We start from the raw sequence: 18,537 nt of genomic DNA on the forward strand, positions 1-18,537 counted from the left end.
ATCAGATTTTTTTCTGATTTGGATATAGCTTTTTTTGAAATTAATGAAAAAAATCAAACAGCTCTCTTATTAAATTTTAGGAGTTGAAAATATGATATACGATGAGCGAATAAAAAACTTAAATCATAAGAAAATAAATAATGGAGACTATGTTTTATATTGGATGCAAGCATCGCAAAGATCTGAATATAATCATGCACTGGAATACTCAATTGAATACTCAAATAAACTTAAACTTCCACTTATAGTTCTTTTTATTATAATGGAGGATTTTCCTAAAGCAAATTTTCGTCATTTTCGTTTCATGCTAGAAGGTATAGAAGATGTCATGAATCAGCTAAAATCTCGTAAAATCAAAATGGTAATTAGAAAAGGTGAGGCTCTTCCTATAGTAAATGAACTATCTAAAAATGCATCAATTTTGATAACTGATTTTGGTTATTTAAAGCATGAGATTATTATGAAATCCAATATTGCACAGCAATTAAACTGCTCTATGCTCAGTGTGGAAAGCAACGTAATCATCCCTGTGGAGGTTACTTCTAATAAAGAAGAATATGGAGCCTATACCATTCGTCCCAAAATTAATAAAATTATTGACAAGTATTTAATCGAGCTTAATTCTAGACTAGTAATGCAATCATCGATTGATTATCCTATTAAGTCAGAGGATATCTCTGATTTAAACTCATTTATTGATAGCTTGAAAATCGATAAAAGTATTAATGAGTCAATTTATAAGGGTGGATCAGTTGAAGCAGAAAAATATCTTAAAGATTTTATAGAAAATAAAGCTCAATATTACTCTGAACTAAAAAATCATCCTGGAATGAATTATTCTTCAAATTTAAGTCCATATTTGCATTTCGGACAAATTTCTCCTCTATATATAGCTCTTAAAATAATAAAAAGTGACATTAAATCTAAAAAAGATTTTCTTGAAGAGCTCATAACAAGAAGAGAACTTGCAATCAACTATATATATTATAATAAAAATTATGATAGTGATATTGAAAAAATTTTGCCAAGCTGGGCATATGATTCCTTAATATCTCATCAGAATGATTTAAAAGACTATTTATACTCGCTTGAAGAATTAGAAAATGCAAAAACTCATGATGAGTTTTGGAATAAAGCTCAAAAAGAAATGGTTATTACAGGAAAAATGCATGGATATATGAGGATGTACTGGGGGAAGAAAATAATTGAATGGTCATTGACTATAAATGACGCTTTCTCAAAAGCTCTTTATTTAAATGACAGATATAGTATAGATGGAAGAGATGCAAACGGATATGCTGGAATAGCATGGTGCTATGGTAAACATGATAGACCATGGAAAGAAAGAGAAATCTTTGGAAAGATAAGATATATGAATGACAAAGGTCTAATAAAAAAATTTAACATGGAAAAATATTTAGATCTAAAATTATGATTTACGATTTCATTAATGATTGATTTTATCAAATAAGGGTAATTATTTAATTAGATGCTAATATAATATTTATATTATAATAAGGAGGAATAGTTATGTCAGATAAAGATAAAATCAAAAAAAATCCAGATATTTGTGAAAATGAAACTGCAGACTCTACAACCCCTGCTACAGATGTGTATGATAGTATAAAGTGTCGTATTAAAGAAACTAATGTAGATATACCTACAGAAGAAGCTGTCGAAAAAGCAAAAGAATGGGTAGATGATGAAAATATCAAATAATTTGATGTAATTTTAGTGTAAATTATATATTGATATAATTTACACTGTTTTTTTGTTATTAAATAAATAGGGATTTAGAGACAATACAAAGGAGGCAAACCTTATAATGTTTAAAAAGTATGACCACTCTCATCAAATGTCTTGTGATTTACTATATATTGATGAACAATCCTTTAACGATATACCTTATAGTGCAGAAGAGCTTTCTATGAGATTGAAAAAAAACACACATTATAATATATATATTCAATATATAAAAGATGTCCCAGTAGGATACATAGGGCTTCTTGAAGTTCAAAATCCCCACTATTCAGGTATTTGGATAGATTTAATTGCAGTTTGCAAGCAATATCAAAATCAAGGTATAGCAAAACATATGCTTGAACTAGTTATAAAAAAATTTAAAAATAAAGGTATAACTTTATCAACTGCTTTAGTTAGGGAAAATAATGCACCTTCATTGTGCGTTTTTAAAAAACTAGGCTATAAAGAGGAAGCTGATGCCTTCAAGTTGCTTTGTCTAGATAAAATTTAACTAATATGATATAATTTATTTGTATTACTTATGGATAAAATAAATAGAAATAGAAAAGAGGATTAATTTAGTATTAGTCCTTTTATTATGTTATAATCAAATGTGAACTATTATCAAAGGAGTAAATCATGATAAAGCAAAAAATTATGGTTTGTGTTACTGAACAGAAAACCTGCGAAAGACTTATAAAAAAAGGAATTGAATTAACTAAAGATAATGATACAGAAATTTTTGTTTTACATGTTGCAACTAAAGATATAAAAGTAATCGAAGATCCTAGAGCAGCTGAAGAACTAGAATATATTTTTGAAGAATCAAAAAAATACGGTGCAAGTGTAACTGTTTTAAAATCTAATGATATTCTAAAAACATTATCAAAATTTGCTATTGAAAATGACATTGATTATATGATTTTAGGAGAAACTAGACTTCAAAACGAAAAGGACAGTGTTATCTTTAAGTTAAGAAAAGAGTTAGGGGCAACAAAAACCCAAATAGAAGTAGTACCACTTAAATCAAATTAAATAATTAATGTATTAGAACGGAGATTGAAGTTAATGCAAAGAAGTAAAGCAAAACAAATATCACAAGATGAGATACTAATGCAACAATATAATATAAATTCATTATCACAAATGAACGAAGATTTCTTTAAAGAAAACGGCAGATATCAATCGTATTTTATTCAAACATTTGGCTGCCAAATGAATGAACACGATTCAGAAAATTTAGCTGGAATGTTTGATATGATGAACATAGATTTAGCTGATTCTATGGAAGAAGCTGATATAATTATATTCAATACCTGCGCTGTAAGAGAAAATGCTGAATTAAAGGTTTATGGCAATTTACACGCTTTAAAAAAACTAAAGGTAAAAAATCCAGATTTGATAATAGCTGTGTGCGGATGTATGATGCAACAAGATCACGTTGTAGATGAAATTAAAAAAAGATTTCCTCATGTTAGTTTAGTTTTTGGAACTCATAATTTATATAAATTTCCAGAGCTGCTTTTGAAATATCTGTCTGGAGACTCAAAGACACTAATTGATGTTTGGGATATAGACGGAAATGTAATTGAAGGATTGCCTTCCGCTAGAAGATATGACTTAAAAGCTTTTGTAAATATAATGTACGGCTGTAATAACTTCTGTACATATTGCATAGTTCCATATACTAGAGGTAGAGAAAGAAGCAGAAATCCAGAAGATGTTATTAATGAAGTAAAAGATTTGGCAAGAAACGGTGTAAAGGAAATTACTTTACTCGGCCAAAACGTTAATTCATATGGCAATGATTTTGATAACAAGGTTTCTTTTGCTAAGTTACTTACTATGTTAAATGATATTCAAGGGATTGAGCGTATAAGATTTATGACATCACATCCTAAAGATATTTCTGAAGAACTCATAGATGCTGTTGCAAATCTCGATAAAGTTTGCGAAAGTATACATCTTCCTGTTCAGTCTGGCAGTACAGCTGTGCTCAAAAAAATGAATAGACACTATACAAAAGATCAATATATTGAGCTAATTAATAAGATTAAAACTAAAGTTCCAAATGTAGCTCTAACTACAGATATTATGGTAGGCTTTCCTGGCGAAACTGAGGAAGATTTTTTAGATACTTTAGACGTATTAGAAAAAGTTCAATACGATTCTGCTTTTATGTTCATTTACTCTGTTAGAAAAGGTACTGTTGCAGAAAATATGGACAATCACATTGATGAATCCGTAAAAAAAGATAGATTTAATAGACTTCTTTCTAAAGCAAACGAGATAGCTGAATTAAAAAATTCCAAATATATGGACGAAATCGTTGAGGTTTTAGTAGAGGGCTTCAGCAAAAAAGATAAAACCCGATTGATGGGTAGAACAAGACAAAATAAATTAGTTAATTTTATAGGCGATGAGTCTATGATTGGATCTTTAGTAAATGTAAAGGTTACTGAGACAAAGTCTTTTTCTTTAAATGGAATAGCACTCGATTAGAGTGCTATTTTAAATAGATTAGAGGTGATATTCTTGGAAAAGCTTACTCCTATGATGAGGCAATATCTTGAAATAAAAGAAAACCATAAGGATTGTATTTTATTTTTTAGACTTGGAGATTTTTATGAAATGTTCTTTGAGGATGCAGTAACAGCATCCGAAATACTAGATATAACCCTCACAGGCAAAGCTTGTGGTTTGAAAGAAAGAGCTCCTATGTGTGGAATCCCTTATCATAGCTCTCAAGGATATATTCAAAAACTAATACTAGCTGGTAAAAAAGTTGCTGTTTGTGAACAAGTAGAAGATCCTTCTCAAGCAAAAGGGATTGTTAAAAGAGAAGTTGTTAAAATAGTGACTCCGGGAACTATAATAGATGAGGATATTATAGATAGAGAAAAAAACAATTACCTATTATCATTTTTAATCAATAATACTAATGTTGATATTTCATATATAGATATTTCTACTGGCGAACTAAGTACTACAGTTATTAACAAAAGTGAATTAAGCGATTTATTTTTCAAAATAAATCCAAGTGAAATTATAACAAATGCAAGTAGCAAAGAGATTCTAGATTCTGATTTAGACAAAAATATTAAATTAATAAACTCATATATTTCCGAAAATAATATTATTATGAATATTTCAGAAGAGCTCATAGATGAAAGCTGGTTACTCAATAATAAGCTTGATACTAATATATCTCTTTCTCTATATAAAATATTTAGATATATCAACCATACTCAAAAATCTATTAATCTAAACATGACTAAAAAGGATAATGGCGAGGCCTTAATTATAGATCATTTTACTTTAAAAAATCTTGAAATAATAGAGACTATTAGACGTTCAAAAAAGAAAGGTTCCTTATTTTGGGTGTTAGATGATACAAAAACAGCCATGGGAGCTAGAATGCTAAAAAATTGGTTATTGTATCCGCTTAAGAATGAGACTCTTATTAACTCTCGTTTAAACTATATTGATTTGTTCTTTCAGAACACTGATTTTACATTAAAAATGAGAAATATTTTAAATCATATTTCTGACTTAGAAAGAATATGCCAGAAATTATCGTATGATTCTATTAAAACTGACGACATACTTAGGTTAAAAGAGTCTACTTCAATGATAATCGAATTAAAAAAATTTATGGCTATGAGCGAATTTGAGCTATTAAGAGATTTTTATTTAAAGATTCCAGATTTAGAGTATGTTTTTGAGCTAATTGATTCATCTATAATAAATAAGGACTTTAATTCTAAAGAAAAATATATAATTAAATCTTCTTTTAATGACGAATTATCTGAACTTAGAAATTTAATTGACCACTCCGCCGAAATGATTTTAGGTGTAGAACAAAGAGAAAAACTTAGAACTGGGATTAAAACATTAAAAATAGGCTATAACAAAGTTTTTGGCTATTATATAGAAATAACCCATGCTAATTTAAAGAATTTTGATATACCTTCAGATTATATTCGTAAACAAACACTTACAAACGGAGAACGCTTTATAAGTGAGGAATTAAAATTATTGGAAGAGAAAATACTTACAGCTAAAGATAAAGCAGATTCACTTGAAAAGCATATTTTTGAAAATATAAAAATGGAGCTAAAGAACCATATAAACAATCTACTATCAGCTTCAAAGGTAGTTGCTATTTTAGATTGTTATCAATCTTTAGCAACTGTAGCTAATAATAATAACTTTGTAAGACCAGAAATTAATAATAAGGGATATATTAAATTAGAAAACGGAAGACATCCTGTTATAGAAAAAATGACATCTGATTATATGTTTGTCCCTAACGACACAACCATCGAAGATGGAATAATTCAAATAATTACTGGTCCAAATATGGCCGGAAAGTCAACTTATATGAGACAGGTAGCTATAATTGTTCTGCTCGCTCATATCGGTAGCTTTGTACCATGTTCTAAAGCTGAAATTTGTTTAATAGATAGGATTTTCACTCGAATCGGAGCTAGCGATGATTTATCTCAGGGACAAAGTACTTTTATGGTTGAAATGATAGAGGTTGCAAATATTCTTCAAAATGCTTCTTCTAACAGTTTTATTATTTTAGATGAGATAGGAAGAGGGACTAGCACATACGATGGTATGAGTATAGCTTTTGCAGTAATCAAATATATAGAAGATCAAATAAAAGCCAAAACTTTAGTTTCAACACATTACCACGAAATAACATCACTCGAAGACTCATCAAAAAATATCCAAAATTACTCTATGCTTGTAGAAGAAGTAAATGACAATGTAAATTTCCTAAGAAAAATAGTAAAAGGCAAAGCTGATAAAAGCTACGGCATTCACGTTGCTATGTTAGCCAACTTACCTTCGCAAATAATTGATTTAGCGCAAGATACGCTAGAAAGCTTAGAATCAAACGTTTCAGTTTATAAACCTAAAATTCAATCTACTAAGAAAAGCTCTGAGGTAGAAAATCATCAGTTATCGTTAGAGCAGTATTTTTATGATAATATCATTTCAGAAATAAAAACATTGGATTTAAATAATACAACTCCACTTGAAGCTCTTACTATACTTAATAATTTAAAAAATAAGTTAGGATGATGTATGATGAACAAAAATCAAATAAAACAGTTAGATGACAAAACTATTAGTTTAATAGCAGCTGGGGAAGTTGTTGAAAGTCCTGCCTCAATAGTAAAAGAGCTTATAGAAAATTCAATTGACGCAAAGGCTACAAGTATAGTTTTAGAAATTCGAGATGGTGGAAAATCTTATATCCGTGTAACTGATGATGGATTTGGAATCGACGAAGCTGATGTTGAGCTCGCTTTCAAAAGACATACTACAAGTAAAATTACATCTTTTACTGATTTTTGCAATTTGTATACTAATGGATTTAGAGGAGAAGCTTTAGCAAGTATAGCTGCAGTTTCAAGAGTATCGATTACAACTAAAACCAAAGAAGCATTTTTAGGAACCTCATTGATTATTACAGGTGGTATAATCGAAAAAAAGGAAAAAGTTGGAGCAAAAGATGGTACGACTATTATAATTGAAGATTTGCTATATAATACTCCTGCTAGAAAAAATTTTCTAAAGAGCAACCAAGCAGAAACTTCAAAAATTAATGACATTGTAGAGAGACTAGCACTTATTAATAACTCTGTAAAATTCAAATATATAAACAATAATAAAGTTATGTTAACAACGTCTAGTAATTTAACCTTTTCAGAGTCTATGAATAATATTTATAATAACGCCTACGATAAATCTATCAAAGAACTTCCAATCGAATACATTGATGACTATGGTATTGAGGGTTTCTTAGGTGATAATTCTATTATGTCACATAATAGAAAAAATCAGTATATCTTTGTAAATAAACGAGTTGTAAAAAGCAAGCTCATAACTTCCGTAGTTGAAGAAGCTTATAGTCAGTTTATAACTATAAATAGATTCCCGATTTTTTTAATTAATTTAAACGTAGATCCTGCCCTTATTGATGTTAATATCCATCCAAACAAATTAGAGGTTAAGTTTTCTAACGAAAATAAGCTTAAAGACATTTTATTTAATTATATTAAATCAAAGCTATCAGAATCTATAATGATTCCTAAATCAAATCTAAGTTCAAAATATGATAAGGTTAAAAAAGACGAACCTCAAAATATAAATTTTGATTTATTTATAAATGAGACTAATCTGTTTCCTCAAGATGCTGTAAAGAAGCCAGCTTCTAATAATTACACATTAGACTCAATGCCAACAAACGATAAATCTCATGATTTAGAAAACTTCATAATAAATACTAAACCCAATGCCGAAAACAATCTTTTTATTAATGAAAATCCAAATAATAACTATGATTTAAGCTCAAAACCTAGCTCTAATAAAACTAATCTAAATACTACTTCTAATTCTAACCATCAGTTTAATTATAAAGATCTTAGCGTTATTGGTGTTTTTATAAATTCATATATTATTACACAATACAATGAAGCTCTATATGTGATTGACCAGCATGCTGCTCATGAGAGAATATTATACGAAAAATATCTCAACTCCTACAAGAATGATAAAATATCCTCTCAAAATCTATTAATACCAATTTCTATCAATATATCATTTGATGTTTCAGTTTATATTCATGATATAATTGATTTGCTTAATGATTACGGCTTTAATGCAGAGCCATTTTCTCAAGAATCATTGGTTATTAGAGCCATTCCAAATATTTTTAATCAAAATGAAGCAATAAATTTAGCTAATGAGCTTATTAATAATTTTTCAAAACAAATATATCTATCTGATGAACTAAAAGAAAAAATTGCATCTAAAGCATGCAAGTCAGCAATAAAAGCAAATGATAAATTGCTTAGACTTGAGATATCTCAAATACTAAGTGATTTAGATTCTTGTGAAAATAAGTACTCTTGCCCACACGGAAGACCTATAACTATAGAACTTAGTAAATACGAGCTCGAGAAAATGTTTAAAAGAATTGTATAATGAGGTAAATATGAAAAATAAAAAAATAATAATTATAGCGGGACCTACTGCTGTAGGAAAAACAGCACTTTCTGTATCTTTAGCGAAAAGAATTAACGGAGAAATCATATCGGCTGATTCTATGCAAATCTATAAGCAGATGGATATTGGAACAGCTAAAATCACTGCTTCTGAATCATCTGGAATAACTCACCATATGATCGATATTGTATCTCCACAAGACGATTTCACTGTAGCTGATTATGCTAAACTTGCTAGAGAAAAAATTGAAGACATTCTTTCTAGAGGTAAAGTACCTATAATAGTAGGTGGCACTGGGTTATATATAAATTCTATAGTATTCGAAATGGATTTTAATAATTCAGCTCCTGATACAGGAATAAGAAATCAATATAATACTATTCTCTTGGAACAAGGACCTGAATATTTATATTCTATTTTAGCTAAAAAAAATCCTGAGGCAGCTAACTCAATTCATCCTAATAATACTAAAAGAGTGATACGTGCTTTAGAAATATTAGATTCTAAAGATGACTTTTCAAATTTTGAAAATGCTCAAAATAAATATTCTAAGTATGATAGTAAAATCTATATTTTATCTCTCGAAAGATCAATACTTTATAATAGAATAAACTCACGTGTGGATACCATGATAAATAATGGATTAGTCGATGAAGTAAAAGATTTGCTTTCGAAAGGCTTGACTAACCAGCATCAATCTATGAAGGCGATAGGCTATAGACAAATCATCTCATATTTAACTAATGATTTATCACTTGATGATGCTGTTGATTTAATAAAAAGAGATAGCCGTAGATATGCTAAAAGACAATTTACTTGGTTTAAAAAATATAAAGATGCGAAATGGCTTGACGTAGAGTCGCAAGATATTGAAAAATTGACAGAGCAGATTCTTAATGATTATAATAAATCGTAATGAGGTATTAACATAATAAAATATAAAATAAAATTTCAGGGAGGGCTAATTTTGAAAAATTCAATAAATCTTCAAGATCAACTTTTAAATCAAGCAAGGAAGGAAAAAATATTTCTAACAATATTCTTGGTTAATGGAGTTCAAATCAAAGGAACTATAAAGGGTTTTGACAATTACGTAATCTTGCTAGACTCAGATGGCAAGCAAAATATAGTATATAAACATGCTGTATCTACTATAATCCCAGCTAAAGTCCTTACTTTCAAAGTAGGAGATGAAGAATAAGTTCACTTGCTTTATAATTAACTGAAAAAGCTTCACATAATTGAGACTTCAATTTATTCACAATAAAATACTAGGAAGATGCCTAGTATTTTATTGTGAATTTTTTTATAGCCTCATCTAAGTCTTTAGAGTTTGAATGTGTGTAGATTTGGGTTGTAGATATAGAGCTATGACCTAGCAATTCTTGAACCAATCTTATGTTTGTGCCATTTTTTAATAAGTGGGTAGCAAAAGTATGTCTGAGCTTATGAGGAGTTACATTTTTATTTAAATTAGCACTTAATCTTAATTCCTGTAAATTTTTTTGTACATAACGACTTGTTAATCTATCTCCTCTTTTAGAGATAAACAGCGCACAATTAGAAGTTTTAGTTTTATTTCTTAACGTAAAATATCTTTCTGCAAAATTATAAACAAATCCTTCTTCGTATATTTGAAAAAAAGTGGAATTTAGCTCTATTGGCAAATATCTTTCTTTTTCGCCCTTACCTTTTACATAGAGACGATTAGTATTTATACCTTGTTCAAAATCGCTTAAATCTAAATTTAGAGCTTCGTTTATTCTTAGTCCCGTGTGGATTAAAAGATTGAATATGAATAAGTTTCTTATTTTTGTAAATTCATTTTTATTGGTATCTAATATTGCTTTATTTATTTTTTTTATTTCTTCAATTTCTAAATAAGTAGGCGCTTTATATGGATTTTTAATTTTTGCTTTTATAACGCTATCTTTAGGTATTGGATTTTTATTAATCTCATTTTGTTCCTCTAAAAAATCAAAAAACAATTTCATGACATATTTTTTTCTTTTTATTGAAATTGAATTATTGTCTCTAACAGAAACGAGATGAGTATAATATGAATTTATATGTATTGGCCTTATATCTGTGATTTCTTGCGAAAGGATTTCGCTTATGCTACAGTAATCAAAAAAAGTTTTTATATCTAAATAATAAGAAACTACAGTGTTGTTGCTTTTTCCTGATGAAATAAGAGCATTCGTGAACAGCTTTACATACATTTTAAAAGCATTTGGTATTTCTTTATCTATTTTGTTATTAATTTGTATCAGAAAATTTTTATCCATGTAACCCTCCGGTTTAGTTCGCATAATACATATTATGCGAACTAATTTTGAATTTATTATATCATAATTATACTAAAAAGAAAACTTTCATTCTGATATCGATTTCCTTCAAAAAATTTATTGCAATTTCATACATTTAATACTAAAATCATTACTTATATAGGAGGGCACAATGTATATATCATCGAATAATTATTATAGCTATTTTGGAATTTCGAATGACTTAATTAATCAAGCTTCATCAATAGAAAAAAGTCTTTCTAAAATTTATTCCAAGTTAGATAAAATTAAAGAAATTAACCAATTAAAAGTTTTAAAAGCAATGCAGGATACAAAGTTAAGCGATTCCCACTTCAATTCTTCCACAGGCTATGGTTACAATGATGCAGGAAGAGAAAAAATAGAAGAAATATATGCCAATGTATTTAATACTGAAGATGCTTTAGTAAGACCTACATTAGTAAATGGAACTCACGCTTTATCAACTTGTCTACAATCTCTGCTTATGCCTGGCGATACAATGCTTTCCATATCAGGGAAACCGTACGATACTTTAGATGAGGTAATAGGAATAACAAATCATCCTCTGTCTCTAAAAAGCTATAACATAAAATACAAGCAAATAGATTTGCTTCCTAGTGGTAATTTTGACAAAAATTCAATCGTGAGTCACCTCAAAGTTAATTCAAATATTAAAATGATTTATATCCAAAGATCAAAAGGATACAGCAGAAGAAAAAGTCTTACTATAAATGCATTAGAAGAAATATGTAACTTGATAAAATCAATCAATCACAAAGTTATAATCATGCTTGACAATTGCTATGGAGAGTTTATCGAAACTCGTGAACCAACAGATGTCGGCGTGGATATAATGGCTGGATCTTTAATAAAAAATCCAGGAGGAGGCTTAGCTATAACCGGAGGCTATATAGTAGGAAAAAAAAGCTATGTGGAGCTCGCTTCCCAAAGATTAACCTGCCCGAGCATAGGAAAAGAATGCGGACTTACATTCAATACCAACAGATTGACACTACAAGGCCTTTTCTTAGCTCCAAGCATTGTAAACTCAGCTCTAAAGGGAGCAATTTTTTGTTCCAAGCTTTTTCAAGATAGCAGCTATGACGTTTATCCAGTGTACGATGAAGCAAGAAGCGATATAATACAAGCAATTGGCCTGAATTCAGAACTGGAGGTAATAGAGTTTTGCAAAGCAATACAAGCTGCCGCACCTGTGGATTCATATGTGACACCAGAACCATGGGATATGCCTGGCTATGACAGCAAGGTGATTATGGCTGCTGGAGCTTTTATACAAGGATCTTCAATAGAACTGAGCGCTGATGCGCCTATAAAAGAACCCTTTACTGTATATTTTCAAGGTGGAATTACATACGAACATTCTAAGCTGGGAGCTTTAATGGCTTATAATAATATAAAAAAAATCAAGGAGTGATTAGATGCCTAGTGAAATAAAATTTTTACCTTTGGACAATTTGCTTTATGTAATAAAAAAAGAAAACCATGATTTTGAGTATTTAAAAACTTTACTTAGCAACCACCCTGAAATTAAGTTCGTTTCATTAGTAGGTATGGATCTAAAAGGCAACGGTACTGACGAAAGAATCCCTATACAATCCATGCTTGATGACATGGAAAGTTTCTTCAGCCTAGGAATTCAAACTGACGGTTCAAGTGTTGTTTTACATAATATAGCTACTTTAAATGATGCTAAAGTTATAATTCTACCAGATTTAAAGGTAAATTGGCATGTTGATTATAATTTCGGACATTTAGACCATATAACTGGTTTACCTATCGGAACGCTTAGAATACCAGCTTTTTTAATTCATAATAACAAAATGGTTTGTTCTAGATCTATACTAAAAAAAGCAGTTAAAAGATTTAAAAATAATTGTCTTGAAATCATAGAAAATAGCGAATCTTTAAAAGACGAGCTTGGCATTAAAGATAAAAAAATAAAAACTATACACATGACTTCAGCAACTGAACTAGAGTTTTGGGTTCAAACACCAGAAGACAAAGCAGACGAAGAAAAACTATCAACTTCTCAAACGCTTAAGGAGCAATACTGGAAACGTACAGAAGGAACCGTAAGAACTGCAATGGAAAAAACCATATTGATGATGGAAAAATATGGTTTCGAGCCAGAAATGGGTCATAAAGAAGTAGGAGGAGTAAGACCTCAAATCAATGTAAGCGGAAAGCAAAGCCATATTATGGAGCAGCTTGAAATAGATTGGAAATATACAAACACTCTTCAATGCGCAGACAATGAGCACTTTATAAGACATTTAGTTCTGGACGTATTTAACAGCCATGGCTTAGAAGTAACATTTGCCGCCAAACCAATAGAAGGTGTAGCTGGTAGTGGAGAGCATACTCATCTAGGAATTATGGCAGAGCTTGAAGATGGTACTAAAGTAAACTTATTTGCTCATAAAAATTTCAAAGAAGAATATATGAGTTCGATAGGCTTTTCATCATTAATGGGAATACTAAAGAATTACGAAGTTATTAATCCTTTCGTTACATCAACAAATGACGCATTAAATAGATTAAAGCCAGGCTTCGAAGCTCCTGTTTGCATTGTATCTTCTCTAGGACATTCGCCAGAGTTTCCATCTAGAAATAGATCTATCCTAGTTGGATTAATAAAAGATATAGAAACACCTTTATCAACAAGATTTGAGCTTAGAGCTCCAAATCCTAACTCTAATACTTATCTAGTATTAGCTTCCTGCTATCAATGTATGCTTGATGGTATATCCAAACTTGCTGGAAAATATAGCTTGAAGCAATTAGAAGCGGAATTTTCAAAAAAAGTTGGAGATGAATCAATTTACTTAGAAAAAAATAGAGAGTACAGAAGCGAGTTTGACGTATTTGAGCATTACACAGAATCTGAAAGATCTGAGCTTTTTGGAAAGCCTCCTGCTACTGTATATGAAAATGTGATTGCTTTTGATAGTTATCCTGAAAAAGTTGAAACTTTAATAGAGGGCGAGGTTTTTACAAAAGCTATTATTGATTCATACAAAACCTCAACAATCGATATGTGGATTAACGAGCTTAGAGGAAGAATAATAGAAGACAATATGAATTTAGTGAGAAATTGTGCTAAGGTTCATGATGACGAAATTTCGGATTTAGATATTGTTAACTGGAATAGAATTAATACTTTGAGATGGGAGCTAATGAAGGATAGTGTAGATAAAAAATCTATCTTTACTAATATTAGAAGTCAAATCCTTCTCAATGACCTAAACGAAGTTTCAAACTTGCAAAAAATTATGAGCGATAAAGTTAAATTACTTAAAGAGCTTTATTTAGCATATAAAAAGAACATCTTCTAGATTATCCCAATATAACGTTTTAATCAAAATACGCGTATTATTGAATTTAGAAGTATTTAGTTCATGAATAAAAAATAAACCCACCAAAACAAGGTGGGTTTATTTTTTATTATGATTATATCAAAATTATTTTATCCTTAGACGTGAAGCTCTTATTATAGAATTTTTTTACAAGCTACTTGTTTTATTTTTAAGATACATCTGTTCTTATAAGTGTTTTAACAACCCCTAATATAGAGATATTTTCAGGATAAATAGGAGAGTATGCTTCATTTTCAGGTTGCAGTCTAATCCTATTTTTTTCCTTAAAGAAACGTTTAACAGTTGTTTCATCATCATTTATAAGAGCAACTACAATATCCCCATTTTTAGCATATTCAGTTTTTTCTACAATTATAGTATCTTTATCATATATTCCAGCATTAATCATGCTATCTCCTTTAACCTTAAGCATGAAATATGTTCCATTATTTACCCAAGATGAAGGAATGGGCAAAAATTCTTCTATATTTTCTACCGCCAGAATAGGAGCTCCTGCAGTAACTACGCCTAGCAATGGTATATCAACTGAGCTTCTTCTATAAAAGCCTTCTTCATCATCCGAAAGAATAACTTCAATTGCTCTTGGTTTTGTTGGGTCTTTTTTAATGTATCCATACTCTTCCAGCTTATTCAGATGAGAATGTACAGTAGAGGTGGATTTTAAATCAACCGCAGAACATATTTCTCTTACAGAAGGCGGATATCCCTTTTTTTGAATTTCTTCTTTTATATATAATAATATTTCTAGTTGCTTCTGATTTATTTTAGAATACATAATATCATCCTCCATGTCTTTGTTATAGTAACAATTATAACATATGAAACAAAAAAAACAAACATCTGTTCACATTTGCTATTGACTAACGAACAGACGTTCTAGTATAATGATATTAGAACATCTGTTCGTATACGTTTTATATCTAAGGAGGATAAAAATGAAAACTAGAAGAAAAAAAAATAGACATTATATAAATAGCAAAGTTAACATAACTATATTATTGTTAATAATATTAATTTCCACTGTTTTTAGCATATATTCACTAGGTGAGAATAATGAAGCAAATCAAATATCATATTCTACCTACACTATACTATCAGGAGATACATTATGGGATGTATCAACTAGATATAAAAACCCGAGCGATGATACAAGAGATTTTATCGAAAAGATAGTAGAGGCAAATCAATTAACATCTTTAAATGTAATTCCAGGACAAAAATTACTTATTCCAATCGAAAGTACTTTCAACTAAAATAAAGCCATGCGGCTTTATTTTTTTTCATCATTCCATTCAAAATTCTTTATTATATCTCTTTTTAAATTTTTCCTTTGCGCTGAATATAATTGTGTAGTAGTTATATTTTCATGATCAAGTAAAGTCTTAACATCATAAATAGAAAACCCATAGTCAATAAGAGAGCTTGCTGCAGTTGCTCTTAATTTATGTGGACTATACCCTTTATCCCTAGTAGTACCCATAGCAAGAGAAGTATATTTCTTTACAAGCTCTCTGATAGCTTTCATTGTTAGCCTTTTATTTTGTATGGATAAAAAAAGAGCATCCTCATTATTTTCATCAAGTAAGTCAGAATTTGGTCGTTCGCAGGATATATAATCATCTAAAGCTTTTTTTATTGTTGAATTCAGTGGCATTAACGCTTCTTTAGATCTTTTTCTGTAAATTTTAAATTCGTCACGACCATAATTAAATGATGACAAATTCAATTGCTGTATTTCTGACAATCTAAGTCCATAGGTTACAAATAAAAGCAAAATAGCTTTATCTCTTAATTTAGTCTTTTCCCAATATATTTTTTCTTTGTCTGTCAATCCTTCTCCTGTGGATACAATATCTAGCATAATGGCAACCTCGTCAACTGCTAGCTTCTTTATAGCATCTGGTTGAGGTTTTGGCAATTTTATTGGATTAAAACCATCAGTTATGTTATTTTCCAATTGATTATTTCTATACATATACTTAAACAAAGAGGATAGAGAGGATTTTTTTCTAGCTAAAGATCTATTGTCATTTTTAAATAAATAATCATTTCCATTTATTGATTTTAAATATCTTGTACAGTATTCTCCAATATAATAGTTAATATCTCTAGCTTTCAACTTAGAAAATTGTTCTATTGTAATTTCAGACAAATTGTTCAAGTGTATGAATGATTCATCATTACTGATTAAATACTTTAAAAAAAATTCAATATCTTCGAGGTATGCAAGCCTTGTAGATAAAGAAACTGCATTTTTTAAATATATAAAATAATCCTTCATAAAATGAGGCAGAGCAGTTTCGATTTCTATACATTTATCTATTATATGGTGTTGTTTGGCAACAATATTATCTGGTTTGTCAGATTTGTTATGTATTTTTACCATGAAATAAACCTCCAGCTTAAGTTAGTTTTTTTAGACCAGTAAAAGGTGACAAGTATATTATAAGCTAGATTTAAACAGAATAGTAATAATTCGCTAAAATGCACTGTAAGTAAAAATCCATTCAAACTATTCCCTAAATATACATTTAAAAACTAGTTGAATCCTTAAATAAATAGGCCCCTAACATAATTTTTCTATAATTAAGGGCCATTTTTTTATTTTTTATACATTTAACTCTACATCTTTAACTAGATTCTTATATTTTTCTAGTATAGGATTTACATCATTTAAAATAAATTCTTCAACTTGTTCTTTTGATCTTCCTATAAAATTCTCAGCTTTAAGTACATTTTTTATCTCAACTTCGTCTAAATTAAATTCAGCATCATTTGCTAATAATTCTATTAGATTATTATGTCCACCATTTATTTTTACATTTTTTGCTGCTTCCATAGAATAAACTCTAATTTTTTCGTGTAGCTCTTGTCTATCGCCACCTTTTTTTACAGCCTCCATAAGAATATATTCTGTAGCCATAAATGGAAGTTCTTCATTTATATGTCTGTTTATCATATTCTCATACACAACAAGCCCATTGGTAACGTTAATTGCAATTTCTAAAATAGCATCTGTTGCTAAAAATGCTTCACCAATTGCTAATCGTCTGTTTGCTGAATCATCTAAAGTTCTCTCTAACCACTGAGTAGAATGAACTAAAGCTGGGTTTTGAGCTAAATTTATTATGTATTTTGATAACGAAGATATTCTTTCTGAACGCATTGGATTTCTTTTATAGGCCATTGCAGAGGATCCTATTTGAGTTGATTCAAAAGGCTCTTCTAGCTCTTTAAGATGCTGCAATAATCTTATATCATTTGTCATTTTATGAAGACTTTGGGCTATCGATGATAATGATGAAAGTACATATGAGTCTACTTTTCTACTGTAAGTTTGCCCTGTAACTGGATACGACTTTTTAAAACCCATTTTTTCGCAGACTTTTTCATCTAGCTCTTTAACTTTATCATGGTCGTGATTGAATAATTCTAAGAAAGATGCTTGGGTTCCAGTCGTTCCTTTGACCCCTCTTAAATATATTTTATTTTTTCTATAAGTGACTTCTTCTAAGTCCATCAACAAGTCATATAGCCATAAAGTCGCTCTTTTACCAACAGTCGTTAATTGTGCTGCTTGAAAATGTGTGAATCCTAGAGTTGGAACAGATTTATATTCTATTGCAAATTTTGATAAATTATTTATTACTGAAGCTAGCTTTATTTCAATTAACTCCAAAGCCTTAAACATGTTAATTAAGTCTGTGTTATCCCCTACATAGCAGCTTGTTGCACCTAGATGAATAATGCCTTTTGCTAGCTCAGCTTGCATTCCAAAAGCCTTTACATGGGACATTACATCATGCCTTGTCTCTTTTTCAATTTGCTTTGCTATATCATAATTTATATTAGATTCAAAGTCTTTCATATTTTGAATTTGATTATCATCAATATTAAGTCCTAATTCTTTTTGGCTCTCAGCAAGTGCAATCCATAATTTTCTCCATGTTTTAAATTTATTTTCATCTGAAAAAATATAACTCATTTCTTTGCTTGAATAACGCTCGTTTAATGGATTTTGATATACTTCCCTATTAATCATATTATTCTCCCTTCAAAAT

16 protein-coding genes are annotated in these 18,537 nt (G+C 29.5%); 12 read left to right on the top strand and 4 right to left on the bottom strand.

Annotation, left to right across the window (positions count from 1 at the left end; genetic code table 11):
• Window positions 1-91 precede the first annotated feature (91 nt).
• The 9 genes from CLOST_RS06295 to hfq all read left to right on the top strand — a co-directional run bounded on the left by CLOST_RS06295 (window position 92) and on the right by hfq (window position 9,970).
• Window positions 92-1,435 carry a deoxyribodipyrimidine photo-lyase gene (locus tag CLOST_RS06295; RefSeq protein WP_013361436.1) on the top strand — a complete coding sequence of 448 codons (1,344 nt, stop codon included), beginning with the start codon at window positions 92-94 and terminating at the stop codon, window positions 1,433-1,435.
• Window positions 1,436-1,530: 95 nt separating this feature from the next.
• Window positions 1,531-1,719, top strand: a complete 189-nt coding sequence (locus CLOST_RS06300; protein WP_013361437.1) for a CDIF630_02480 family spore surface protein — start codon at window positions 1,531-1,533, stop codon at window positions 1,717-1,719.
• Window positions 1,720-1,825: 106 nt separating this feature from the next.
• On the top strand, window positions 1,826-2,254 hold the full coding sequence (locus tag CLOST_RS06305; protein ID WP_013361438.1) for a GNAT family N-acetyltransferase: 429 nt from the start codon (window positions 1,826-1,828) through the stop codon (window positions 2,252-2,254).
• A gap of 128 nt (window positions 2,255-2,382) precedes the next feature.
• Entirely contained in the window at window positions 2,383-2,778 is a 396-nt protein-coding gene (locus CLOST_RS06310; protein ID WP_013361439.1) for a universal stress protein, read from the top strand.
• A 33-nt stretch (window positions 2,779-2,811) separates the two neighbouring features.
• Window positions 2,812-4,245, top strand: coding sequence for a tRNA (N6-isopentenyl adenosine(37)-C2)-methylthiotransferase MiaB (miaB, locus tag CLOST_RS06315; protein ID WP_013361440.1), 1,434 nt, complete (start codon window positions 2,812-2,814; stop codon window positions 4,243-4,245).
• 24 nt (window positions 4,246-4,269) lie between these two features.
• Window positions 4,270-6,840 (top strand): DNA mismatch repair protein MutS, encoded by a 2,571-nt coding sequence (gene mutS / locus CLOST_RS06320; RefSeq protein ID WP_417202831.1) that lies wholly within the window; start codon window positions 4,270-4,272, stop codon window positions 6,838-6,840.
• 6 nt (window positions 6,841-6,846) lie between these two features.
• Window positions 6,847-8,748, top strand: coding sequence for a DNA mismatch repair endonuclease MutL (gene mutL / locus CLOST_RS06325; protein ID WP_041487133.1), 1,902 nt, complete (start codon window positions 6,847-6,849; stop codon window positions 8,746-8,748).
• A 10-nt stretch (window positions 8,749-8,758) separates the two neighbouring features.
• Window positions 8,759-9,685 carry a tRNA (adenosine(37)-N6)-dimethylallyltransferase MiaA gene (gene miaA, locus CLOST_RS06330; RefSeq protein WP_013361443.1) on the top strand — a complete coding sequence of 309 codons (927 nt, stop codon included), beginning with the start codon at window positions 8,759-8,761 and terminating at the stop codon, window positions 9,683-9,685.
• Between the two features lie 51 nt (window positions 9,686-9,736).
• Window positions 9,737-9,970 carry an RNA chaperone Hfq gene (hfq, locus tag CLOST_RS06335; RefSeq protein ID WP_013361444.1) on the top strand — a complete coding sequence of 78 codons (234 nt, stop codon included), beginning with the start codon at window positions 9,737-9,739 and terminating at the stop codon, window positions 9,968-9,970.
• Window positions 9,971-10,052: 82 nt separating this feature from the next.
• On the opposite strand, the gene CLOST_RS06340 is transcribed toward hfq, so the two are convergent.
• A complete protein-coding gene (locus tag CLOST_RS06340) occupies window positions 10,053-11,057 on the bottom strand; it encodes a tyrosine-type recombinase/integrase (protein ID WP_013361445.1) in 1,005 nt (334 codons plus the stop codon).
• A 172-nt stretch (window positions 11,058-11,229) separates the two neighbouring features.
• On the opposite strand from CLOST_RS06340, the gene CLOST_RS06345 reads away from it, so the two are divergent.
• Together CLOST_RS06345 and CLOST_RS06350 are read left to right on the top strand one after the other, a co-directional pair.
• Window positions 11,230-12,513 carry a methionine gamma-lyase family protein gene (locus CLOST_RS06345; RefSeq protein WP_013361446.1) on the top strand — a complete coding sequence of 428 codons (1,284 nt, stop codon included), beginning with the start codon at window positions 11,230-11,232 and terminating at the stop codon, window positions 12,511-12,513.
• Between the two features lie 4 nt (window positions 12,514-12,517).
• Window positions 12,518-14,434, top strand: a complete 1,917-nt coding sequence (locus CLOST_RS06350; protein WP_013361447.1) for a type I glutamate--ammonia ligase — start codon at window positions 12,518-12,520, stop codon at window positions 14,432-14,434.
• Between the two features lie 190 nt (window positions 14,435-14,624).
• Here CLOST_RS06350 and lexA read toward each other — a convergent pair whose 3' ends face one another.
• Window positions 14,625-15,251: a transcriptional repressor LexA gene (gene lexA / locus CLOST_RS06355; RefSeq protein WP_013361448.1), complete on the bottom strand. Its 627-nt coding sequence runs from the start codon at window positions 15,249-15,251 to the stop codon at window positions 14,625-14,627.
• 160 nt (window positions 15,252-15,411) lie between these two features.
• Here lexA and yneA point away from each other — a divergent pair, with 160 nt between their 5' ends.
• Window positions 15,412-15,729 carry a cell division suppressor protein YneA gene (gene yneA, locus CLOST_RS06360; RefSeq protein WP_013361449.1) on the top strand — a complete coding sequence of 106 codons (318 nt, stop codon included), beginning with the start codon at window positions 15,412-15,414 and terminating at the stop codon, window positions 15,727-15,729.
• A 17-nt stretch (window positions 15,730-15,746) separates the two neighbouring features.
• On the opposite strand, the gene CLOST_RS06365 is transcribed toward yneA, so the two are convergent.
• On the bottom strand, window positions 15,747-16,862 hold the full coding sequence (locus CLOST_RS06365; RefSeq protein WP_013361450.1) for a tyrosine-type recombinase/integrase: 1,116 nt from the start codon (window positions 16,860-16,862) through the stop codon (window positions 15,747-15,749).
• 222 nt (window positions 16,863-17,084) lie between these two features.
• On the bottom strand, window positions 17,085-18,518 hold the full coding sequence (gene purB, locus CLOST_RS06370) for an adenylosuccinate lyase (protein WP_013361451.1): 1,434 nt from the start codon (window positions 18,516-18,518) through the stop codon (window positions 17,085-17,087).
• Window positions 18,519-18,537: the final 19 nt, after the last annotated feature.

The sequence above is a fragment of the Acetoanaerobium sticklandii genome, from assembly GCF_000196455.1.
Classification (GTDB): Bacteria; Bacillota; Clostridia; order Peptostreptococcales; family Filifactoraceae; genus Acetoanaerobium; species Acetoanaerobium sticklandii.